At 73.2% G+C, this 21,182-nt stretch carries 23 protein-coding genes and 2 pseudogenes; 10 read left to right on the plus strand and 15 right to left on the minus strand.

Annotation, left to right across the window (positions count from 1 at the left end):
• Nucleotides 1-5: 5 nt before the first annotated feature.
• The 3 genes and pseudogenes from AB0G63_RS25795 to lnt form a co-directional block, all read left to right on the plus strand.
• Nucleotides 6-386, plus strand: a pseudogene (locus tag AB0G63_RS25795) (chloramphenicol phosphotransferase); the annotation flags it as partial.
• A 75-nt stretch (nucleotides 387-461) separates the two neighbouring features.
• The gene (locus AB0G63_RS25800) at nucleotides 462-950 is read left to right on the plus strand and encodes a nuclear transport factor 2 family protein (RefSeq protein WP_360754520.1); all 489 of its coding nucleotides are present in this window, start codon (nucleotides 462-464) and stop codon (nucleotides 948-950) included.
• Between the two features lie 71 nt (nucleotides 951-1,021).
• The gene (lnt, locus tag AB0G63_RS25805; RefSeq protein ID WP_360754523.1) at nucleotides 1,022-2,602 is read left to right on the plus strand and encodes an apolipoprotein N-acyltransferase; all 1,581 of its coding nucleotides are present in this window, start codon (nucleotides 1,022-1,024) and stop codon (nucleotides 2,600-2,602) included.
• On the opposite strand, the gene AB0G63_RS25810 is transcribed toward lnt, so the two are convergent.
• Nucleotides 2,526-3,431 (minus strand): Gfo/Idh/MocA family oxidoreductase, encoded by a 906-nt coding sequence (locus AB0G63_RS25810; protein ID WP_360754526.1) that lies wholly within the window; start codon nucleotides 3,429-3,431, stop codon nucleotides 2,526-2,528. The two genes, lnt and AB0G63_RS25810, sit on opposite strands and share 77 nt — an antisense overlap.
• A gap of 144 nt (nucleotides 3,432-3,575) precedes the next feature.
• On the opposite strand from AB0G63_RS25810, the gene AB0G63_RS25815 reads away from it, so the two are divergent.
• Nucleotides 3,576-4,097 carry a DinB family protein gene (locus tag AB0G63_RS25815; RefSeq protein ID WP_360754529.1) on the plus strand — a complete coding sequence of 174 codons (522 nt, stop codon included), beginning with the start codon at nucleotides 3,576-3,578 and terminating at the stop codon, nucleotides 4,095-4,097.
• 546 nt (nucleotides 4,098-4,643) lie between these two features.
• Here the strand turns inward: AB0G63_RS25815 and AB0G63_RS25820 are convergent.
• The 7 genes from AB0G63_RS25820 to AB0G63_RS25850 form a co-directional block, all read right to left on the minus strand.
• The gene (locus AB0G63_RS25820; protein ID WP_360754532.1) at nucleotides 4,644-5,138 is read right to left on the minus strand and encodes a hypothetical protein; all 495 of its coding nucleotides are present in this window, start codon (nucleotides 5,136-5,138) and stop codon (nucleotides 4,644-4,646) included.
• 206 nt (nucleotides 5,139-5,344) lie between these two features.
• The gene (gene ung / locus AB0G63_RS25825; protein ID WP_360754535.1) at nucleotides 5,345-6,028 is read right to left on the minus strand and encodes a uracil-DNA glycosylase; all 684 of its coding nucleotides are present in this window, start codon (nucleotides 6,026-6,028) and stop codon (nucleotides 5,345-5,347) included.
• A 90-nt stretch (nucleotides 6,029-6,118) separates the two neighbouring features.
• Complete coding sequence (locus AB0G63_RS25830; protein ID WP_360754537.1) at nucleotides 6,119-7,702, minus strand: ABC transporter substrate-binding protein; 1,584 nt, start codon at nucleotides 7,700-7,702, stop codon at nucleotides 6,119-6,121.
• Nucleotides 7,703-7,905: 203 nt separating this feature from the next.
• Complete coding sequence (locus AB0G63_RS25835; RefSeq protein ID WP_360754539.1) at nucleotides 7,906-8,661, minus strand: SDR family oxidoreductase; 756 nt, start codon at nucleotides 8,659-8,661, stop codon at nucleotides 7,906-7,908.
• Between the two features lie 12 nt (nucleotides 8,662-8,673).
• Nucleotides 8,674-9,435, minus strand: a complete 762-nt coding sequence (fabG, locus tag AB0G63_RS25840) for a 3-oxoacyl-ACP reductase FabG (RefSeq protein WP_360754542.1) — start codon at nucleotides 9,433-9,435, stop codon at nucleotides 8,674-8,676.
• Nucleotides 9,436-9,561: 126 nt separating this feature from the next.
• Nucleotides 9,562-10,011 (minus strand): DUF3037 domain-containing protein, encoded by a 450-nt coding sequence (locus AB0G63_RS25845; RefSeq protein WP_360754545.1) that lies wholly within the window; start codon nucleotides 10,009-10,011, stop codon nucleotides 9,562-9,564.
• Entirely contained in the window at nucleotides 10,008-10,772 is a 765-nt protein-coding gene (locus tag AB0G63_RS25850; RefSeq protein WP_360754547.1) for a HipA family kinase, read from the minus strand. The genes AB0G63_RS25845 and AB0G63_RS25850 overlap by 4 nt, the downstream gene beginning before the upstream one ends.
• Before the next feature lie 121 nt (nucleotides 10,773-10,893).
• Between AB0G63_RS25850 and AB0G63_RS25855 the strand changes: the two genes are divergently transcribed.
• Nucleotides 10,894-11,397 (plus strand): Rieske (2Fe-2S) protein, encoded by a 504-nt coding sequence (locus AB0G63_RS25855; RefSeq protein ID WP_360754549.1) that lies wholly within the window; start codon nucleotides 10,894-10,896, stop codon nucleotides 11,395-11,397.
• Here the strand turns inward: AB0G63_RS25855 and AB0G63_RS25860 are convergent.
• Entirely contained in the window at nucleotides 11,384-12,040 is a 657-nt protein-coding gene (locus AB0G63_RS25860) for a cysteine hydrolase (RefSeq protein ID WP_360754552.1), read from the minus strand. The two genes, AB0G63_RS25855 and AB0G63_RS25860, sit on opposite strands and share 14 nt — an antisense overlap.
• A gap of 143 nt (nucleotides 12,041-12,183) precedes the next feature.
• Here AB0G63_RS25860 and AB0G63_RS25865 point away from each other — a divergent pair, with 143 nt between their 5' ends.
• The gene (locus AB0G63_RS25865) at nucleotides 12,184-12,651 is read left to right on the plus strand and encodes a pyridoxamine 5'-phosphate oxidase family protein (RefSeq protein ID WP_360754554.1); all 468 of its coding nucleotides are present in this window, start codon (nucleotides 12,184-12,186) and stop codon (nucleotides 12,649-12,651) included.
• Nucleotides 12,652-12,711: 60 nt separating this feature from the next.
• Here AB0G63_RS25865 and AB0G63_RS25870 read toward each other — a convergent pair whose 3' ends face one another.
• On the minus strand, nucleotides 12,712-13,614 hold the full coding sequence (locus tag AB0G63_RS25870; RefSeq protein WP_360754557.1) for a LysR family transcriptional regulator: 903 nt from the start codon (nucleotides 13,612-13,614) through the stop codon (nucleotides 12,712-12,714).
• Between the two features lie 75 nt (nucleotides 13,615-13,689).
• Here AB0G63_RS25870 and AB0G63_RS25875 point away from each other — a divergent pair, with 75 nt between their 5' ends.
• Nucleotides 13,690-14,700 (plus strand): DMT family transporter, encoded by a 1,011-nt coding sequence (locus tag AB0G63_RS25875; RefSeq protein WP_360754560.1) that lies wholly within the window; start codon nucleotides 13,690-13,692, stop codon nucleotides 14,698-14,700.
• Between the two features lie 23 nt (nucleotides 14,701-14,723).
• On the opposite strand, the gene AB0G63_RS25880 is transcribed toward AB0G63_RS25875, so the two are convergent.
• Nucleotides 14,724-16,055, minus strand: coding sequence for an aminotransferase class I/II-fold pyridoxal phosphate-dependent enzyme (locus AB0G63_RS25880; RefSeq protein WP_360754563.1), 1,332 nt, complete (start codon nucleotides 16,053-16,055; stop codon nucleotides 14,724-14,726).
• A gap of 67 nt (nucleotides 16,056-16,122) precedes the next feature.
• On the opposite strand from AB0G63_RS25880, the gene AB0G63_RS25885 reads away from it, so the two are divergent.
• Together AB0G63_RS25885 and AB0G63_RS25890 are read left to right on the plus strand one after the other, a co-directional pair.
• A complete protein-coding gene (locus AB0G63_RS25885; protein WP_360754566.1) occupies nucleotides 16,123-16,803 on the plus strand; it encodes a pyridoxamine 5'-phosphate oxidase family protein in 681 nt (226 codons plus the stop codon).
• Nucleotides 16,803-17,459 (plus strand): FMN-binding negative transcriptional regulator, encoded by a 657-nt coding sequence (locus AB0G63_RS25890; protein ID WP_360754569.1) that lies wholly within the window; start codon nucleotides 16,803-16,805, stop codon nucleotides 17,457-17,459. The genes AB0G63_RS25885 and AB0G63_RS25890 overlap by 1 nt, the downstream gene beginning before the upstream one ends.
• A gap of 37 nt (nucleotides 17,460-17,496) precedes the next feature.
• On the opposite strand, the gene AB0G63_RS25895 is transcribed toward AB0G63_RS25890, so the two are convergent.
• From AB0G63_RS25895 to AB0G63_RS25905, 3 genes are all read right to left on the minus strand, one after another.
• Nucleotides 17,497-18,426, minus strand: a complete 930-nt coding sequence (locus AB0G63_RS25895) for an EamA family transporter (protein ID WP_360754572.1) — start codon at nucleotides 18,424-18,426, stop codon at nucleotides 17,497-17,499.
• Between the two features lie 182 nt (nucleotides 18,427-18,608).
• Nucleotides 18,609-19,613, minus strand: coding sequence for an EamA family transporter (locus tag AB0G63_RS25900; protein ID WP_360754575.1), 1,005 nt, complete (start codon nucleotides 19,611-19,613; stop codon nucleotides 18,609-18,611).
• A gap of 46 nt (nucleotides 19,614-19,659) precedes the next feature.
• Nucleotides 19,660-20,205, minus strand: coding sequence for a Clp protease N-terminal domain-containing protein (locus tag AB0G63_RS25905; protein ID WP_360754578.1), 546 nt, complete (start codon nucleotides 20,203-20,205; stop codon nucleotides 19,660-19,662).
• A 214-nt stretch (nucleotides 20,206-20,419) separates the two neighbouring features.
• On the opposite strand from AB0G63_RS25905, the gene AB0G63_RS25910 reads away from it, so the two are divergent.
• Nucleotides 20,420-20,848 carry an SRPBCC family protein gene (locus AB0G63_RS25910; RefSeq protein WP_360754581.1) on the plus strand — a complete coding sequence of 143 codons (429 nt, stop codon included), beginning with the start codon at nucleotides 20,420-20,422 and terminating at the stop codon, nucleotides 20,846-20,848.
• Between the two features lie 78 nt (nucleotides 20,849-20,926).
• On the opposite strand, the pseudogene AB0G63_RS25915 reads toward AB0G63_RS25910, so the two are convergent.
• Nucleotides 20,927-21,182, minus strand: a pseudogene (locus AB0G63_RS25915) (hypothetical protein); the annotation flags it as partial.

Here is a 21,182-nt window from a genome sequence, read left to right on the forward strand (position 1 = left end):
GGGAAGCCGCCGCCGGCGACAACGTCGTCATGGACCATGTGCTCAGCGCCGAGTGGCGGCTGCGGGACTGCCTGTCGGTGCTGGTGCCGCAGGACGTGGTTCTGGTCAACGTGCACTGTCCGGCCGAGGAGTTGGAGCGCCGCGAGCGCGCCCGCGGCGACCGGCCGCCCGGCCTCGCCGCCCGCCAGTTGCAGCAGGTGCACGCGCACGGCGTCCACGACGTGGAGTGCGACACCAGCCGCCGCACGCCCGGCGAATGCGCCGCACGCATCAAGGAGTTCCTGACCGCCCGCCCCCGGCCCACCGCCTTCGAACGGCTCCTGGCCGATCCGCCCACGCCCGACGCGAGCGGCGGCGGCCGGTACACCGCGTCGGGACCGGGGTGACGTCGTACCTCGTCCCGTCGCCGAAATGTCGCCGTCCCGCTTGGCCCGGGGCCCGATGTGCTCAACACTGAGGCGATGACGCAGCGTGTGGAGCTCGCAGCCTTACTGGACCGGGTGGCCGTGGACGAACTGGTCACCGACTACGCGGGGGCCGTGGACGACGGTGACTGGGCGGCGTACCGGAAGCTGTTCGCACCCGGCGGGCGGGCGGACTACCGCTCGGCCGGCGGTGTCGAGGGGGACGCGGGGACGGTCGCCGAATGGCTCGCGGAGAGCATGCGGCTGTTCCCGATGCGGCAGCATCTGATCGTCAACCGCCGGGTGCGCTTCGGGGTCCTGGAGCAGGACGCCGGCGACACGGCCCGGGTGCGGGCCGACTACGTCAACCCGATGCGGTTCACGGCGGACGGCGAGGGTCCCTCCGCACCCGACCTGGTGTGCGGCGGCCGGTACGACTTCGCGCTGCTGCGTACCTCCGACGGCTGGCGGCTGACCGAGGTGGTCGTGCGGGAGAAGTGGCGCCGCCTGCCCGCGCGGCCCGCGGCTGCCGGGACCGCCGACTGAGCCGGATGTCCCCTGTCACAGATCATCGGATGCACGCACACTGGAGTCGTCACTGGGTAGAGAGGCGCCATATGAAGATCTTCGGTCGATGGCAGACCTCTCCTTGGCGGACCTCCCCCTGGCGCCGTTCGGTGATCGCCGCGCTGGCCGGCGCGCTGCCGCTGTTCGCGTTCCCCGCCCCCTCGCTGTGGTGGTTCGCCTACGTGGCCCTGGTCCCGTGGATCGTGCTCGTCCGGTCCGCGCCGACCGGGCGGCGCGCGGCCTGGGACGGTTGGTGGGGCGGGTTCGGCTTCCTGGTGGCCGTGCACCACTGGCTGCTGCCGAGCCTGCACGTCTTCATCTTCCTGATCGCCCTGCTGCTGGGGGCCCTGTGGGCGCCCTGGGGCTGGCTGGTGCACCGGCTCCTGGGCGGGGCGCCCGGTCCGGCCCGGGCGTCGGCCGCCCTGCTGGTGCTGCCGGCGGGCTGGCTGATGGTCGAGCTGGTCCGCTCCTGGCAGGGACTGGGCGGGCCGTGGGGCATGCTCGGTTCGAGTCAGTGGCAGGTGACGCCGGCGCTGCGGCTGGCGTCGGTCGGCGGGGTGTGGCTGCTCAGCTACCTGGTGGTGGCCGTGAACGTCGCGGTCGCCGTGCTCGTGTCGGTCCGCGCGTCGCGGGTGCCCGCGGTGGCCGGTCTCCTCGCGACCGCCGTGGCGGCCTCCGCGGCCTGGGTGTGGTCGCCGCGCCCCCGCACCGACGGCCGGGTCCGGATAGCCGTCGTCCAGCCCGGCGTCGTCGACGGCGCCGACCGGCGCTTCGCGCGCGAGGAACAGCTCACCCGCCGGCTCGCCGGACAGGACGTCGACCTGATCGTGTGGGGCGAGAGCAGCGTCGGCCACGACCTCGCCGCCCGGCCCGACCTGACGCGCAGGATCACCGCGCTGGCCCGCGAGACCGGCGCCGACATCCTGGTCAACGTGGACGCCCGCCGCTCCGACAAGCCCGGCATCTACAAGAGCTCGGTGCTCGTCGGCCCGGACGGCCTCACCGGCCGGCGCTACGACAAGATGCGGCTGGTGCCGTTCGGCGAGTACATCCCCGCCCGTTCCCTGCTCGGCTGGGCGACCTCCGTGGGCAAGGCGGCGGGCGAGGACCGCAGGCGCGGCACCGAGCAGGTCGTGATGAACGTCGGGCACGGGCTGCGCGTCGGTCCGATGGTCTGCTTCGAGTCCGCGTTCCCCGACATGAGCCGCCACCTCGTCCGGGACGGCGCCGAGGTGCTCGTCGCGCAGTCGGCGACATCGACGTTCCAGCACAGCTGGGCCCCCGAGCAGCACGCCTCGCTGGCCGCGCTGCGCGCCGCGGAGACCGGCCGCCCGATGGTGCACGCCACCCTGACGGGCGTCTCCGCCGTCTACGGGCCGAGCGGGCAGCGCATCGGCCCGTGGCTGGGCACCGGCGCCCACACCACGCACGTGTACGACGTGCCGCTGGCGCACGGCGTCACCCCGTACGCCCGCCACGGCGACTGGGCGGTACGCGGCGCGATCCTGGTGCTGGCCGTCTGGTGCGCCGCCGAGGGCCTGCGCGGCATCCGGCTCAGGCGCTCCGCTCCCGCACCGCGTGTACCACCCGCTCGCACAGTGCGTGAGTCTCCAGCGCGTCACGGGCACTGAGCACCTTGCCCGCACGCACCGCGTCGAGGAAGGCGAGCACGGCCTGCTCGATGCCGCGCTGCCGGGCCACCGGCACCCAGTCGCCGCGCCGCCGCACGGTGGGCTGGCCCTTGTGGTCGATCACCTCGGCGAGGTTGAGCACCTGCCGCTTGGTGTCCTGCCCGGACACCTCGAGGATCTCCTCGGCCGAGCCGCTGAGCCGGTTCATCACGCCGAGCGCGGTGAAGCCGTCCCCGGCCAGCGTCAGCACGACGTGGTGCAGCAGCCCGTCCTCGACGCGGGCGCGCACGGCGACGTCGTCGACGGGGCCGGGCACCAGGAAGCGCAGCGTGTCCACGACGTGGATGAAGTCGTCGAGGATCACCGAGCGCGGCTCCTCCGGCAGCCCGACCCGGTTCTTCTGCATCAGGATCAGATCGCGGGGGTGCTCGGCGCACTGCGCGTACGCGGGGGCGTGACGCCGGTTGAAACCGACGGCGAGGCTGACGTTCCGCTCCTCGGCGAGCTCCACCAGCCGCTCGGACTCGGCCAGTTCGTAGGCGAGCGGCTTGTCGACGTACGCCGGTACGCCGGCCCGCAGCAGCCGGGTGACTATCTCGGGGTGGGCGGCGGTCGGCGCGTGCACGAAGGCGGCGTCGAGGCCCTGGGCGAGCAGGCTGTCGAGGTCGCGGTGGCGCTGCCCGGGCGGCAGGTGCAGGCTGTCGCCGACCCGGTCGAGCGTGGCGGGCGTACGGGTCTGCACGTGCAGTTCCACGCCGGGCAGCACGCCGAGCACGGGCAGGTAGGCCTTCTGCGCGATGTCGCCGAGTCCGATGCAGCCGACCTTCACGGTCCTACCTCCCGCAGTTGCCGACGGTGCCTGCCCGGAAGCATACGGGGGCCGCGGGCCGGCGGGTCCGGCGGTGTCCGCACGCGCCTCCGCGGCGCCGAAAACTCCTGGTGACGTCGGCTGCGTTCGGCGAGGATGCCGGTCATGACGACCGAGCGCAGGGAACCCGCGACCACCGCCGACGAACGCACCATGCTGGAGGGCTGGCTGGACTACCACCGGGAGACCCTCGCGTGGAAGTGCGAGGGCCTGAGCGACGCCCGGCTCAGAACCCCCGCGGTGGAGCCGTCCGCGCTGTCCCTGCTGGGGCTGGTCCGGCACATGGCCGAGGTGGAGCGGCACTGGTTCCGCAGGATGCTGGCCGATGAGCCGGACGACGTCGCCGGGCCGCTGTACTGCGGCGACGAGGACCCGGACGGCGATTTCCACGTCACGGACGCGGACACCTGGCAGGAGGCTTACGCCGTCTGGCAGGGCGAGATCGAGGCGGCCCGGCGCCATGCGGCCGGCTTCGGCCTGGACGAGGTGTCCAGGGGCCGGCACCGGCGCACCGGCGAGCGGTACAACCTGCGCTGGATCTACACCCACATGATCGAGGAGTACGCGCGGCACAACGGGCACGCCGACCTGATCCGCGAGCGTCTCGACGGCGCGACCGGCGACTGACGTCACCCCCGGCCGGTGCGGACCCTCCGTACGGGGGCGGAGATCACCCGTGCGGGGCATCCTGGGCCGGTCCGGCGTCCGCGGGCGCGCGGACTTCGACATCGTGGCGCGGGTGCATCGAACGACGACCACCGCAACGCTCCTGGTCACCGTGGCCGTCTCGGCTCTCGCCGGCTGTGTGACGATCCAGCGCCCGCCCGCGTCCGGACCGCCCGCGGCGCCCCGCCCGGAACCGCGGACCGTGCAGGCGCCGGCCCGGGAGGCACTGACGACGACCTCCCCGTCCCGGCCGGCCCGGGCACCGGAGCGGACCCGGCCGGCGCCGGGGCGGCCGGAGCCGACGGCCCCGGCGCCGGCCCGGCAGCCGTCACAGCGGCGACCGGCTCCCCGCGCCGACCCTGGGCCGGCGCATCCCGCACGTCCCCGCGTCGAGGCTCCGGCCGCGCCCGTCCCCGCCCCGGTGAGGAGCGCGGACGTGTGCGCCCTGGGCCGCAGGTACGGCGGCTGGCGTGCGGACAGCCCGGAGACCGCGATCTGCGAGCGGACCTACGGCCACTGAGCGGCGCCGCCCTCTTCCAACCGCAGTTCCAGCCGCCTGATCGCCGCCCGGACGCCCTCTGCGTAGCCGTCGTCCGCCAGCGCCTCGGCGGCCCCGCGGGCCAGGCGCAGATGGGTGCGGGCCGGCCCGCCGCGTCCGAGCCTGACGTAGTCGGCCGCGAGGTTGAGGTGCAGGGAGGGGTAGAGGGCCCGCACCGCGGGCGCGTCCGCGTGCCCGGCGAGGCGCTCGTGGTTGAGTTCCTCCGCGGCCGTCAGCGCCCGCAGGTCCCAGGCCAGCTCGTCCGCGGGGTCGTCCTGGGCGTCGGCCATGTAGTGCGCGAGCGTGCAGCGGTGCAGCGGGTCGCCGTCCTCGCCGATCTCCGCCCACAGCCGCAGATAACGGTGGCGGGCCTCCTCGCGGTCGCCCGCGTGGTGCAGCATGACGACCTGCCCGATCCGCGTCATCACGGCGTCCGGCACCGCCTGCTCCTGTCGCTCCGCCACCGTGTCCTCCGCGCGCTCGTGGCCGGTCCCCCGACGCCAGGGCCCAGAAGGACCCTAGTGCCTGTCCGGCGGATCGCCCCGGAATCGGCGGCGCGGCACGTCCTGCCCCGTGCCCGGCCGGGCATGGGGCAGGACCGTCCCACAGGTGCGGGCGGGACCGTCCCACGGGTGCGGGCCGGTTCCGCCCGGGACCGGCCCGGCGGCGGTCAGCCCAGGTCGGGGATCGTCCAGTCGATCGGGGCGTGGCCCTGCCGCGCGACCGCCTCGTTGATCTGCGTGAACGGGCGGGAGCCGAAGAACTTCTTCGCCGACAGCGGCGAGGGGTGAGCGCCCTTGACCACGATGTGCCGGCTCTCGTCGATCAGCGGCAGCTTCTTCTGCGCGTAGTTGCCCCACAGCACGAAGACCGCCGGGTCGGGCCGGCCGGCCACCGCGCGGATGACCGCGTCGGTGAACTTCTCCCAGCCCCGGCCCTTGTGCGAGTTGGCCTCGCCGCCGCGGACCGTGAGCACCGCGTTGAGCAGCAGCACGCCCTGCTCGGCCCACGGCATCAGATAGCCGTTGTCCGGGATCGGCGTGCCCAGTTCCTCGTGCATCTCCTTGTAGATGTTGCGCAGCGACGGCGGGATCTTCACGCCGGGGCGCACCGAGAAGCACAGCCCGTGCCCCTGGCCCTCGCCGTGGTACGGGTCCTGGCCCAGGACGAGGACCTTCACGGCGTCGTACGGCGTCGCGTCGAGGGCGGCGAAGACCTCCTCCCGCGGAGGGTAGACGGGACCCTTCGCCCGCTCCTCCTCGACGAACTCCGTCAGCTCCTTGAAATAGGGCTGCTGCAGTTCGTCACCCAGGACGCCGCGCCAGGACTCGGGCAGCATGGCGATGTCGGTCACGTCAACTTCCTTACGGTGTGCGGTCGTTTCCAGGTCTCAGAACCTACAGGCGGCCACTGACAATCGGCCCGCCGACCGCACGGCCGGCCGCTACCAGCTGGTCTTGCGGTACAGCGCCCACATCATCATGATCGTCGACGGGTCGAGTGCCCGCTCCGCGCCGGAGATGTCGTCGCTGGCGGCCACGTACTGGCGGCCCTGCCAGATGGGCAGCAGCCGGGCGTCGTTCACCAGGATCTGCTGGGCCTCCTCGAACTCCTTGACCACCTCGGCCCGGTTGCTCTCGCTGCGGGACTGCGGGAGCAGCTTGCCGGTGATCTCGGGGGCCGGGTAGGGCGTGCCGAGCGCGTTCTGGGCGCCGACGAAGGGCGCGATGAAGTTGTCGGGGTCGGGGAAGTCGGGGAACCAGCCGCGCCCGAACACCGGGTACTCGCCGTTCTGGTAGCCGGTCACGTACGTCTTCCAGGGCCGGCTCTTGAGGGTGACCGTGAACAGGCCGGAGTCGTCCAGCTGCCGCTTGATCTCCTCGAACTCCAGCTTGGTGGAGGAGCCGTAGCGGTCGGTGGTGTACCAGAGGGTGAGCGGGACGCGCTGGGTGATGCCCGCCTCGGTGAGGATCTTGCGGGCCTTCGCGGGGCTGGGGCTGCCGTAGTCGTCGAAGAATCCGGTGGTGTGCCCGGTCAGGCCCTTGGGGACCATGGAGTACAGCGGCTCGACGGTGTCCTTGTAGACCTTGTGCGCGATCGCGCCGCGGTCGATGACCTGGGCGACGGCCTGGCGGACGGCGAGCTTGCCGGCCCAGGAGTCCTTCGGGTTGAACACCAGGTAGTTGATCTCGGTGCCCGCGCCGTCGATGAGCTGGAGCGCGCCGTCGTTGTTGTGTCTTTGCAGGTTGACTATGTCGTCGGCGTTGAGGCCGCGGAAGGCGACGTCGAGCTTGCCGGCCCTCAGTTCCCGGACCATCTCGGCGGAGTCCTGGAAGTAGCGGATGGTCACCGCGCTGTTCTTCCGCTCGGCGTAGCCCTTGTAGTTGCCGTTCCTGGCGAGTACGGCCTTCTGGCCGTCCTGGTAGGACTGCAGGGTGTACGGTCCCGAGCCGAAGACCTTGCCGTCCTTGCGCAGGGAGTCGGCGGGGTACTCCTCCGGGTCGACGATGGACATGGCGGGCGTGGCGAGCACGAACGGGAAGGTCGCGTCCGGCTTGTTGAGGTGGAAGACTACTTCCCTGTCGCCCAGCGCCTGGACACGGTCGAGGCTGCCCAGCAGGCCCTCGGGGCCGCCGTTGACCTTGATGGTCCTGATCCGGTCGATCGAGTACTTGACCGCCTTGGCGTCCAGCGTGTGCCCGTCGGAGAACTTCAGCCCGTCACGCAGTTCGCAGCTGTACGTCGTGTTCGAGCGGTCCGTGAAGCGGCAGTGCTCGGCCGCGTCGGGCTGCGGGGTGGTCGCGCCCGTGGGGTAGTTGAGGAGCGTTTGGTAGATGTTGCGGAACAGTTCCCAGGAACTGTCCCAGGAGGCGGCGGGGTCCAGGGTGCTGGGGGCACTCGTCGTCCCGACGACGATGGGGCCCTTGTCGTCGGAGGAGCCCGACGAGAGGACGCCACACCCGGCCACCAGGGACGACATGGACGCGATGGCCGCCGCCTTCCGCAGGCATCGGTTCCGGTTGAACACGCGCACGCTCCTCGATCTGCCATACCAAGGGTTGGCAGACCATACCGCAGCCCCACGCCGGCTGAACCTGCCCGTCCGCGGCCTGCTTGATCAGCGTGCTTTGACGACGTTGTCAGGGATTTGTGATCTTTCCGCGCACCGCGACGGGCACACCGCGACGGGCGCCGCCTTCGTACGGCGGCGCCCGTCGCGGGTGCCTCGCGTCAGGCGACGCCGGCGTTCAGGAAGATACCGCCGTCGACGACGAGCGTCTGACCGGTGATCCAGTCGGACTGCTCCGAGGTGAGGAACGCGGCCGCGCCGCCGATGTCGGACGGCACGCCGAGCCGGCCCAGCGGGTAGGCGGCGGCCGCCTCCGCCTCCCGGCCCTCGTACAGGGCCTCCGCGAACTTGGTCTTCACGACGGCCGGGGCGATCGCGTTGACCCGCACCTTCGGCGCGAACTCGTGCGCCAGCTGCTGCGTCAGGTTGATCATCGCGGCCTTGCTGACGCCGTACGCGCCGATGAACGGCGAGGGCGCGAGGCCGGCGACGGAGGCGATGTTGACGATGGCGCCGCCGTTGTCCTTCTGCCAGGCGTGCCAGGTCTTCTGCGCGAAGCCGAGCGCCGAGATGACGTTGGTCTCGAACACCTTGCGCGCGACGCCGAGGTCGAGGTCGGCGATCGGGCCGAAGACCGGGTTGGTGCCGGCGTTGTTGACCAGGTAGTCGACGCGGCCGAAGGCCTCCATGGTGCGCGCGACGGCCTCGGCCTGGTGGTCGAGGTCGTGCGCCTTGCCCGCGACGCCGATGACCCGGTCGGCGCCGAGCTTGTCGACGGCCTCCTTCAGGGCCTCCTCGTTGCGTCCGGTGATGCACACGCGGTCGCCGCGCGCGACGAGCGCCTCGGCGATGCCGTAACCGATGCCGCGGCTGGCGCCCGTGACGAGGGCGACCTTGCCGGAGAGTTCAGCAGTCATGTTCCCTCGTCCCTAGTCGAGCGGTCCGCCGGCCACGTACAGCACCTGGCCGGAGACGAAGCCGGCCGCCTCGCCCGTGAAGAAGGCGATGGCGTTGGCGATGTCGTCCGGCTCGCCGACCCGGGCCACCGGGATCTGCGTGGCGGCCGCGGCCTTGAAGTCCTCGAAGCCCATGCCGACGCGGTCGGCGGTGGCCTTGGTCATCTCGGTGGCGATGAAGCCGGGGGCGACCGCGTTGGCGGTGATGCCGAACTTGCCGAGCTCCTTGGCCAGGGTCTTGGTGAAGCCCTGCAGACCGGCCTTGGCGGCGGAGTAGTTGACCTGGCCGCGGTTGCCGAGCGCGGACGACGACGACAGGTTGACGATGCGTCCGAAGTTCGCGTCGACCATGTGCTTCTGGCACGCCCGGGACATCAGGAAGGCGCCGCGCAGGTGCACGTTCATGACGGTGTCCCAGTCCGAGACGCTCATCTTGAACAGCAGGTTGTCGCGCAGCACACCGGCGTTGTTGACGAGGATCGTCGGCGCGCCGAGCTCCTCGGCGATGCGGGCGACGGCCGCCTCGACCTGCGCCTCGTCGGAGACGTCGCAGCCGACGGCGATCGCCCTGCCGCCCGCCGCGGTGATCTTCTCCACGGTGTCCTTGCAGGCGGCCTCGTCGAGGTCGATCACGGCGACCGCGCGACCCTCGGCGGCCAGTCGTACGGCGGTGGCGGCCCCGATGCCGCGCGCTCCGCCGGTGACCACGGCGACCCGCTGCTCAGTGGTGGACATTGCTGCTTCTCCTCGCCCTTGAGAAAGTACGCCCGCTTGGTGAGCGACCGCTTAGTACCTTCGGCAGACGTGACGCTAGAAGCCCTGGCACTCGGTGTCAACGCCACACGAGGCGGGTGTGATCCATTACCTCACCAGCAGCTCGAGCAACCGCTCCGCCTCCGCCGCCGGATCGGCGGTGAGCCCAGTGTGCACCGGTCCGGGCTGGACGACCGTGGAACGCGGCGCGATCAGCCAGCGGAAGCGCCGTCCGGCGTCGTCGCCCGCGGCCTGCCCCGCCGCGTCGCCGCCGCCGCACACGCGCTCCACCGCCCGCAGGGCCGCCCGGACGCCGGCCACGTCGGCGTCCGGGTCGAGCGCGAGCAGCCTCGCTTCGTCCAGATGGGTGCGGGCGCCGACGTAGGAGCGGGCCCGGCAGTACACGAGCACCCCGGCGTTGATGCACTCGCCGCGCTCGACGCGGGGGACGACGCGCAGCAGGGCGTACTCGAAGACGTCACGGTCGCCGCCCTGCCCGGCCCGGGTGATGTGGCGCTCGGTCACGTGACCGGCCATGTGGATGTGCCGCTCGCTCACTTGCCCTCCTCGATGCCGGTCACGCGCTCGTGGACGACGGCGGCCCGGGCGAGCAGGGGCCGCGCGTAGGCCCGTCTGAGGTCGTCGGGGGTGGCGAAGCCGGGCTCGTCGGCCAGCCAGACGTCCGGGATCTCCGCGGTCACCTCGGCCAGCAGGTCCTCGGTGACGCGGGGGGCCAGGTCGGCGGCGGCGCCCGCGACATCAGGGCGGAAGCGGGCGAGCGCGTGGTCGCAGGCGTCGTAGGGGCGGGCCGCGGAGGCGTCGGCGGCGGGCCAGTTGTGGTGCCAGATCATGGTGGCGCCGTGGTCGATGAGCCACAGTTCGCCGTGCCGCATCAGCAGGTTGGGGTTGCGCCAGGAGCGGTCGACGTTGTTCACCAGCGCGTCGAACCAGACGATCCGTCCGGCCTCCTCGGCGCTGACGGCGAAGGCGAGCGGGTCGAACCCCAGGGCGCCGGAGAGGAAGTCCATGCCGAGGTTGGTGCCGCCGCTGGAGCGCAGCAGGTCCTGCACCTGCTGTTCGGGCTCGCCGAGCCCCAGCACCGGGTCGAGGGAGATCGTCACCAGGCGGGGCGTGCGCAGGCCCAGCCTGCGGGCGAGTTCGCCGCAGACGACCTCGGCGACCAGCGTCTTGCGGCCCTGCCCGGCGCCGGTGAACTTCATGACGTACGTCCCGAAGTCGTCCGCTTCGACGAGCCCCGGCAGCGAACCGCCCTCACGCAACGGTGTGATGTAACGGGTCGCGCTGACTTCCTTGAGCATCGTCCCAGGTTACTGGCCGACGGCGAGGCGACGGTCCCGATCTCGGCGCCGGTCTGAACAACCCCCGCCCTTGGGCCGTACCCCTGTGCGGATCACGAAGTCGCGTGAAGGGACCGTCAGCATGACCAGCGAACCGCTCCATCCCGTTCCGGGACCCGCCCGGCGTACCGTCGTGGCGGCGGTGGGCGCGGCGGGACTCGCCGTCGCGTTGACCGCGTGCGGGTCGGACGACGACGCGTCGAGCTCCTCGGGCTCGTCCGGCACCCAGGCCGGTGCGAACACCACCGGCGGCGACGCGGGCGGCGGCTCGGCGTCGGGCTCCGCGTCCGGCTCCGGCGGGACCGTCCTGGCGAAGACCGCGGACATCCCCGAGGGCGGCGGGAAGATCTTCAAGGACCAGGGGGTGGTGGTCACCCAGCCCGCGGCCGGCACCTTCAAGGCGTTCTCGGCCAAGTGCACGCACCAGGGCTGCGCGGTGAGCAGCATCGCCGACGGCGTCATCGTGTGCCCGTGTCACAAGAGCGAGTTCTCCGTCGCCGACGGCAGTGTGAAGAAGGGGCCGGCGACCCAGGCGCTGCCCGCCGAGCAGATCACCGTCAGCGGGGACTCGATCACGCTGGGGTGATCCGGCGGCGCCGGGGCCCGCGGAAACAGCCCAGCACCTCGTCCGTGGTGACGATCGTGGCGACCAGGGCGAGGGTGTGGCGGATCATCGCGGGGGTGTAGTCGGAGGGCACCCCCGCGATGGCGTCGCGGGGCACGACGGCGGTGTAGCCGAGGTTGACGGCGTCGAAGACGGCGTTGGGGATCGCCACGTTGGCGGAGACGCCGGTGACGACCAGCGTGCGGCAGCCGAGGTTGCGCAGCAGGGCGTCGACGTCGGTGCCCTGGATCGGGGACAGCCCGTGCAGCCGCCGTACGACGAAGTCCTCCTCGGTGACCTCGATCGGGGCGGCGACGCGGACCGCGGTGGTGCCGGACAGCTGCTGGACGGGGAGCCTTTCGGCGGCGCGGAAGAGGCGGGCGTTGCGGTTCGCGCCCCGGCCGTCGGGGCGGCGTTCGGCGATCGCGTGGACGACCTGGACCCCGGCGGTGTGCGCGGCGGCCACCAGCCGGGCGACGTTGGCGAGGGCGCCGGAGGCGCGTGCCTCCCGGGCGAGTTCGGGCAGGGCGCTGTCGGGGCCGACGACGCCCTGCTGGCACTCCACGGTGAGCAGCACGGTGGTCGCCGGATCGAGGAGTTCGCTGAGCTGTTCATAGGACGGCACGGGTCCCCCTGATCACCGACGGCTGGGAGCGGGCGAGACTAGTCAGCATTGCGCACGGAGGGAAGACCGCTCATCCTCTTCTGACGTGATGTCAGAGGATCAGCCGGGTTCCTCCGGTACGACGTGAGAGAAGAGGTGTCCGCATGACCGTCACGCAGCGCCGGGGCCGGAAGATCATGATGACGTCCGGCGAGCTGGACGAGTTCCTCACCACCCAGCGCACCTGCCGGGTCGCCACCGTCTCGGCGGACGGCGCTCCGCACGTGAGCACCCTGTGGTTCGCCTGGGACGGCACGTCGGTGTGGCTGTACTCGGTGGTGCGCAGCAAGCGCTGGAGCGATCTGCGCCGCGATCCGCGCGTCGCGATCGTGGTCGACACCGGCGAGGAGTACGACGAGCTGCGGGGCGTGGAGCTGTCCGGGTCCGTGGAGTTCGTGGGCGAGATCCCGCGCACGGGTGAGCTGTGCGCCGAACTGGACGTGCCGGAGACGCTGTTCGCCCGCAAGAACTTCGGCATGGAGGAGATGCCGCACGACGGCCGGCACGCCTGGGTGCGGCTGACGCCCGCGAAGACCGTGTCCTGGGACTTCCGCAAGCTGGGGTCGCGGTAGCTCACGCCGCCGCACGCCGTCCGCCGACCGCCGTCCGCCGACCGCCCCGGCGCCCGTGGTTCACCGCGCCTTCGGCGCCGCGTCCTGCAACGCCCGGACCGCCGCGCGGATCGACGGGCGGCGGTCGGCGTCCGCGCGCCAGACGGCGTAGACGTACCGGTGGACTCGGTGCCGCACGGGCACGGCGCGCACACCGGCCGGCATCGGGTCCCGGCCGAGCCGGGGCGCTACGCAGACGCCCAGCCCGGCGGCGACCAGCGCGAGCTGGGTGTGGTGTTCCTCGGCGCAGTGGGCGATACGGGGTTCGATGCCCTTGGTGCGCAGCGTGTAGAGCAGCCACTCGTGGCAGAACTCGCCCTCGGGCCAGGCGACCCACTCGTCGTCCGCGAAGTCGTCCAGGTCGACCTCGTCCCGGCCGGCGAGCGGGTGGTCCTCGGTCATGGCGACCTCCACGGGGTCGTCGAGGATCGGGGCCTTGGCGAGTCCGTCGGGCATGGGCAGCGGCTTGTTGTACCAGTCGAGGACGACGGCGAGGTCGGCGTCGCCCCGGAGCACCGCCCGCACGCCTTCCTCCGGCGCCACCTCCCGCGAGCGCACCCGCAGCGCCGGGTGGTCGTTCCGCAGCGCGGCGAGCGCGGCCGGGAACAGCCCCCGCAGGGCGGTGGGGAACGCGGCCAGCCGCAGTTCGCCGACCACCTGCCCGCGCTGCGCCTCCAGGTCGGACTGGGCGAGCGCGACCTGCGACAGGATGCGCGCCGCGTGCTCGGCGAGCAGCCGGCCGGCGTCCGTGAGCCGGACGCCCCGGCCGTTCCTGGCCAGGAGCCGCTGGCCCACCTCCCGCTCCAGCTTGGCCATCTGCTGCGAGACGGCCGACGTCGTCACGTGCAGGCCCTCGGCCGCGCCGCTGACCGAGCCGTGCCGGGCGAGGGCGTCGAGGGTGCGCAGGCGCTCCAGGTTCAACATGTAAGCGATGCTACGAGACACCTGGCGGGAAATCTCGATTGTGCTAACACATCGGCGGGCGGCAGGGTGGCGGTCATGACCACCGTCAGCACCGTCACCGCCGCCGGGCCGGCCGGCCGCCGCCGCGCCCTCGACTGGCGTCTGCGCTTCGGCGCCCTCTCCCTGATCTGGGGCTTCAGCTTCCTGCTCATCAAGGTCGGCACGGCGGCGTACGCGCCCTTCCAGGTGACGCTCGGGCGGCTGGTGTTCGGGACGGCGGTGCTGGCGGCGGCGATGGCGGCCAAGCGGGAGCGGCTGCCGCGGGGCGCGCGGACCTGGGGGCATCTGACGGTGGCCGCGTTTCTGCTCAACGCGCTGCCGTTCTCCCTGTTCGCGTACTCGGAGCTGACCATCCCGTCGACGCTGGCCGGCATCTGCAACGCCACCTCGCCGCTGTGGGGCATGGCCCTGTCCCTGGTCGCTCTCTCCGAGGACCGGCCGACCCGGCTGCGGGTCGCCGGACTGGGCATCGGGTTCCTCGGCGTCCTGACGGTCCTCGGCGCCTGGCAGGGCTTCCACGGCCTGGACGCGACGGGCACGGCGATGGCGCTGCTGGCCTCGCTGAGCTACCCCGTCGGCTGGATCTACGTCCGCCGCGCCCTGGCCGGCGCCGGTCACTCCAACCTGTCCCTGACCGGCGCCCAGTTGCTGCTCGCGACGCTGCAACTGGCCGTCGTCACGCCGCTGTTCACATCGTTCCCGGCCGCGCTCTCCCCCGTTCCGCTGCTCGCGGTCGCCGCCCTCGGGGCGCTCGGCACGGGCGTGGCCGTCCTCATCCAGTACGGCCTGGTCTCCGAGGTCGGGCCGACGACGGCCCAGATGGTCACCTACTTCATCCCGGTCATCGCCACGGCCGCCGGAGTGGCGATCCTCGGCGAGTCACTGAGCTGGTCGACCCCGGTCGGCGCCCTGGTCGTCCTGGCCGGGGCGGCCCTGACCCAGGCCGGGCCGAGACCGGGGCCCCGGAAGGCCGACACGACGCCGGCCCGATCCGCTCTCCGGCCGACAGAGCCGGCGGAGCCGGCGGAGCCGGCGGCCAGGTCCTGACCGTCCGCCGGGAGCGGGGCCACTCACACGTACCCGCGCCCCGCGGCCGGGCTCACCGCGGCGGCGATCGCGGCCGCCAGGTCCGCGGTCTCGCCGTCCGCCAGGGTCGAGACGGTGATCCGGATGCCGGGTGGCGCGTCCATCCGGAAGCGGGCTCCCGGGGCCACCGCCCAGCCGGCGTGCAGCAGGCGGGCGACGGCACCGGTCTCGTCCGGCACCGGGACCCAGACGTTCAGGCCGCTGCGCCCGTGGGCCGGCACGCCGCGCTCCGCGAGGGCGCCGATCAGCAGGTCCCGCCGCCCGCGGTACGCCGCGGCGACGGCATGCCGGTCCGGTGAGCCGTCGGTCCACAGCCGCACGACGGCGCGCTGGACGAGGCGGCTGACCCAGCCGGGCCCGAGCCGGTGCCGGCCGGTGACCCGGTCGACGGTGACGGTGTCACCGGTGAGCACGGCGAGCCGCAGGTCGGGGCCGTACGCCTTGGCGACCGAGCGCACGAAGGCCCAGGCGCGGGTGGCGCCGGCCAGCGGGTGCAGGGGCAGGTCCACGATGCCGTGGCCGTGGTCGTCCTCGATCAGCAGGACGTCGGGACGGTCCCGCAGCACCGCGCGCAGGGCACGCGCGCGGGTGGCGCTCACCGCGGCGCCGGTCGGGTTCTGCGCGCGGTCGGTGACGATCAGGGCACGCGCCCCCGACTCCAGAACCCGCCGTACGTCGTCCGGCAGCGGTCCCTCGTCGTCGACGCCTACGGGCGCCGTACGCAGGCCGAGCGCCGGGACGAGGTCGAGGAGGCTGCCCCATCCCGGATCCTCCACGGCGACGGTGTCCCCGGGCTTGAGGTGCGCCGCGAGCACGCGCTCGACGGCGTCGAGCGAACCGGAGACGACGGCGAGGGGTCCGTCCGGCACCCCGTCGGCGTCCAGTCCGGCGCGCGCCAGGCGTGCCAGCTCCGGCTCCACCAGGGCGTCGCCGTACAGCACCGGCTCCCGGTCGCCCTGCCGCGCCGCGGCCGCGAACGCCTCCGCCAGGGACGGCAGCAGCGCCGGATCCGGGTTGCCGTTCGCCACGTCCCGTACACCTTCGGGCACGTCCACCCGGATGTGGTCGCGTCCGGTGGTGGCCGGCTTGGACCGGACCCGGCTGCCCCGGCGCCCCGACGTCTCGATGACCCCGCGTTCCCGCAGGGTGCGGTAGGCGGCCGCGACGGTGTTCGGGTTCACCCCCAGCCGCACCGCCAACTCCCGCATGGGCGGGAGCAGTTGACCAGGTTCCAGCGCGCCGGAGCCCACCGCGCGTTCGACGCTCGCCGCGATGTCCGCCGCACGCCGCCCCTCGATCCGATATTCTCCTAGCACAAAGCAGATTATGCACTAGTGCAATATCGGCCGCAACCGGATCACCCGAGGACCGACGGAGACCGCCATGCAGGGGACCCAGCACCCGACGCCGCCCGCCGCCTACACACCGACCGACCGCACCGTCCCCACCCGCTCCGCGGAGCGCGCGTCGTACGACAGGGAGCTGGTGCACGCGATACTCGACGAGGGCTACGTCTGCCACCTCGGCTTCGTGCGCGACGGCGCGCCCGTGGTGCTGCCCACCCTGTACGGCCGGGTCGGCGAGCGGCTCTACGTGCACGGCTCGACGGGCTCGCGCCCGCTGCGGATGACCGGGCAGGCCGACGCGGGGCTGCCGGTGTGCCTGACGGTCACGCACGTGGACGCGTTGATCCTGGCCCGCTCCGCCTTCCACCACTCGGTGAACTACCGCTCCGTGGTGGTGCACGGCGTCGCCCACGACGTGACGGACCCGCAGGAGAAGCGGGCCGCCCTGGACGCGCTCGTCGACCACGTCGTACCGGGCCGGGCGGCCGACTCCCGGCCCGCGAACAAGAAGGAGCTGGCCGCCACCGCCGTGCTCCGCCTCGACCTGGACGAGGTCTCCGCGAAGGTCCGCACGGGCGGCGTGAACGACGAGCCGGAGGACCTGGCCCTCCCCCACTGGGCCGGCGTCGTCCCGCTGCGCAAGGGCTACGAGACCCCGGTCGCCGACGACCTGCTGGCGCCCGGCACCGGCCTTCCGGACTACCTGGCGGTGCCGTGATGCTGGTTCATCCCTGGGACGCGCCCCACGACGACGCCGAATGGCGGCAGTGGCTCGCCGTCCACGACTTCGGGCAGCTCGCCGTCAACGGCCTGCCCGGCGAGCCGCCCCACGTCCAGCCCCTGCACTTCGTCTACGACGCCGGACGCGGCGAGCACGGCGAGGTCGTCACGCACCTGGCCCGGCCGAATCCGCTGTGGCCCGCGCTGGAGGCGGACCCGGAGGTGCTGCTGAGCGTGGTCGACGACTACGTGTTCGTCCCCGGTCCCTGGCAGGCGGAGCCGGACGGCCCCGCCGAACACGGCACCCCGACCAGCTTCTACGCCGCCGTCCAGCTCCGCTGCACGGCCCGGATCGTGGACGATCCGGCCGAGAAGGCCGGCCTGCTCAACCGCCAGGTCGGCCACTTCCAGCCGGAGGGCGGCTCCGCCCTTGCCGCGGTGGGCGAGGAGCCGTACGGCAGGATGCTCGCGGGCATCCGGGGCCTGCGGCTGGAGGTGACCGGCGTCCGGGCGAAGTTCAAGTACGCCGGTCACCGGCCGCGGGAGGTGCAGGACCGGATCGTGGCGGGGCTCGCGGCCCGTGGCGGCCCCCGGGACGCGGCGGCCCGGGAGCACCAGCTGCGCAGGCGGGGGACCTGGCGGGCGGTCCGCTGAGCCGCACCCGTCACGCGAGAGCCGGCGTCCTCGCCCGTCACGCGAGAGCCGGCGTCCTCGCCTCCGCCGCGGCCAGTCCCGTCACCGACCCGAGCATGAGCAGCGTGCCCACCAGGGTCGCCGCGGTGAGCCGTTCACCGAGCAGGGCGATCGCCAGGACCGCCGCGCTCACCGGCTCCAGCAGCATGATCACCGACACGGTGGCCGACCGGACGACGGCGGCGCCGGCGAAGTACAGCGCGTAGGCGAGCGCCGTGGGGACGGCCGCGATGTAGGCCAGCAGCCAGACCAGCCGGACGGGGTCGGGGGTGTGCGGAAGCAGCCCCTCGGCCAGGGCGAACGGCAGCAGGCACAGACTGGTGACCGCGAACGCCCCCACGGACGTCTCGGCGGCGTCCGTCCCGCCGCCGCGGCCCCACCAGCGGGTCAGCAGGGTCATCACGGAGTACCCGGCCGCGGACGCGAGCGCCAGCAGCACGCCCCACGGCCGTACGGTCGCGCCGCCGCTGCCGAGCACGAGCACGCCCAGCCCGGCCAGCGCGCCGGCGACGGCCGCCACGCCGCCCCGTCCGAGCCGCTCGCCCAGGGTCAGCCGGGCGCCGAGCGCGATGAACACCGGCCCGGCACCCAGGGTGACGACGGTGGCCACCGCCAGGCCGGTCGCGGCCACGGCGGCGAAGTAGGCGGTCTGGAACACCGCGAGCCCGACGCCCGTGAGGCCGGCCCGCACGGCCCTGCGGGCGAACGGCTCACGGACGGCGGGCCGGACGCGCGGGCGCAGCCGGCCGGCGGCCAGCAGCAGGACGAGACCCAGCGCGCACCGCCAGAAGGAGAGGGCGACGGGGCCCATGTCACCGGTCCGGTAGACCAGGGAGGCGGCCGCGCCCGCGGTGCCCCAGGCGAAACCGGCGACGATCAGGTAGAGCAGGCCTCGCCCGACGGGCAGGCCGTGATCAGCGTTCGACACGAGTGTTCTCCGCAGAAGTGCGTGGGGAGGTCCCGGGTCAGCGGGACCGTGGACTGCTTCTGCGGGCAGCAGCGACCGGCCCGGCGCCGTGCCGGGCGTGTCCGACCTGGGGCCCGCCTCAGACGGCGGGAGGGGGCAGGACGAGCGCGTTCGCATGCATGAGCGACAGCATAGGGCCCGTACTAGGCGGCGCTGCGGCGGGCCGCCACGTCGGCTTCGAGACCGCCGCTCGCCACCGGCTCGGCGGATCCCCGGGCGGGTGCCGACGACTGGGCGATGAAGGCGCCGACCAGGACGACCGCCCCGCCGACGATCTGCGGCGCGGAGAGGTGCTCACCGAGCAGCACCCAGGCCAGGACGGTCGCGATGACCGCCTCCAGGCACGCCACGACCCCCGCGACCTGCGGCGAGAGCCGGCGCACCGACAGCACCCCGGTGACGTAGGCGAGGACGGTGGCGACGAGCACGATCCAGGCCAGCAGCAGGCCGGCCGCGACGGGGGTGCCGTTCATGTCGGCGGTGCCGGCCAGCACCGACCAGTCCATGTCCCAGGGGCGGGCGACGACGGTGAGGACGGCGGCGCCGGTGAGCAGGCCGTAGGCGATGACGCCGAGCGGGTCCGGGGCGTCGTCGCCGGCGTCGCTGCCCTGGTCCGACAGGACGAAGTAGCCGACCTGGCAGCAGGCGGCGCCGAGCGCGAGGACTAGGCCGAGGGCGTCGAAGCTCAGGCCCGACCAGACCTCGACCACGCAGGCGAGACCGCCGACCGCGAGGACCACCCCGAGCGCGGCGGCCCGCGTCACCGGCCGCCGCTGCACGAACCGCACCCAGCCGAGGACCAGGGCGGGCGCGAGGTACTCGACGAGCAGCGCGACCCCGACCGGGATACGGGAGATCGAGGCGAAATAGCAGGCCTGGACCCCGGCCACGGCCAGCAGTCCGAACCCGGCGAGCAGCGCGGGGCGGCGGCGCGGCAGCGCGCGGTGGCGTACCGCGACCGGCAGCATGACCAGGGCGGCGCCCGCCACCCGCAGCCACACCACGTGCAGCGGCTCCAGTCCCGCCTCGATCAGCGGCTTCGCCGCGACTCCGGACCCGCCGAACGCCACCGCGGACCCCAGCGCGAGGCCGAGCCCGACGCCCCTGCCGCGGCTGCCCTGACTGCTCTCAGACGTATGCACGGGCACATGATGACAGGGGACGACATGAGCGTCACCCTCGATGACACCTGTCTCAGCGGCTGGACGATCCCGACTGCGCCGACAGCTCCTCGATCCGGGCGAGCACGGCCTCGACCGCGAGGCCGGCGCGGCCGAGCACTTCCACGGCGCGGGCCTGCGGCTCCGCCACGATTGCCGCGAGCAGGTCGATACCGCGGGCCGGTCCGGCGCCCCGGCCGGCGGCGCGCTCGCGGGCGTGCTCCATCGCCCGCGCGGCCAGCGGCGAGTACCCCTCCGCCTCCGGCGTCGGAGGCATCGCGCCGGAGTCCTCCACCGAGCCCTGCCAGCGCAGGCCGTAGCCGATGCTGCGCTGCACGAGGTAACCGAGCAGCCGCGCGAGTCCGGTCCCGTCGCCGAAGACGCCCCGCGCCTCGGGGTCCTGTTCGAGGAGCGAGTGCAGCAGGTGTGCGGTGTCTATCTGCCGGTCCCCGTCCCGCACCGCCCGCCGCCGGGCGCCGGAGACCACCGCCGCCAATTCGTCACTGGGTCCGGCATCGCCGTCGGCACGAGGGCCTGGGCGCGGCTCGTCCGCCGACTGCCTCGGGATACGGGGTTGCACGTCTCCTACCCCATCAGTCCCGGCCCCTGCGGTCATCGCCGGGCGGAACCATTTCCGCGTCCAACGGGGAGTGGACTCCATGGCCCGAAATCTCCTCCTCACGGATGAGATCAGGCCGCGGCACGCCGAGATCTGACAGTTCATCAGTATTGAATGTTGCGGCGCCTGCGGCTACGTTCCGCGACACCACAGCCCGACACGAAGAGGTGGTCGCATGGCCGAGGTCAGCGCGGAGGCACGGATCGGGGCCCCCGCGGAGAAGGTGTGGGCGCGACTGACGGACTGGTCCGCCTACGGCGAGTGGAACGCGACCCACACGAGCTTCCCCGCGGGCGGCCCCGCCGAGCTCGCGGCCGGCGGGACGTTCCAGGAGAACATGAAGCTCATGGGGTTCCCGGCCGAGGTGGAGTGGACCGTCGAGGAGGTGGAGCCGGCCCGGGTGCTCGCCATCCGCGGCAAGGGCCCGATGGCCGTGAACCTCGCCACGCGCTACACGCTGACGCCCGACGGCGACGCCACGACGGTCCGGATCGACGGGGAGTTCACGGGCGCCGCGGTGTCGCTGATGGCGGCCAGGCTCAAGGACTCGGCCACGACCGCGCTGAACGAGTCGCTGCGCAGGCTGGACGGACTGCTGACCTGAGGACCGGGGACCGTACACGCGAGAAGGCGCCCCGCGGATCGCTCCACGGGGCGCCCCGCACGCGGCGGCGCGCCGCCGTCAGTCCTCGTCGGCGAGGATCAGGTACAGCTTCTTGCGGGCTTCGTTGATGACGGTCAGCGCCTTGTCGCGCTGTTCCTTGGTACCGGTCTTCCAGACCTGGCCGAAGGCCTCCATCAGGCCGAACCCGGCCTGCCGGATCTCGCCGAGCGCCTCCCAGTCGATGCCGCGGGAGGCTTCCTCCCAGGGCGCGTCGGGCCCCTCGTCGGGCGGCTGGCGGGGGGGGGCGGGTGGGGGCGACAGCGGGTGTGCGCGC

It is taken from the genome of Streptomyces sp. NPDC020996 (assembly GCF_040641355.1).
In the GTDB taxonomy this organism is placed as follows: domain Bacteria; phylum Actinomycetota; class Actinomycetes; order Streptomycetales; family Streptomycetaceae; genus Streptomyces.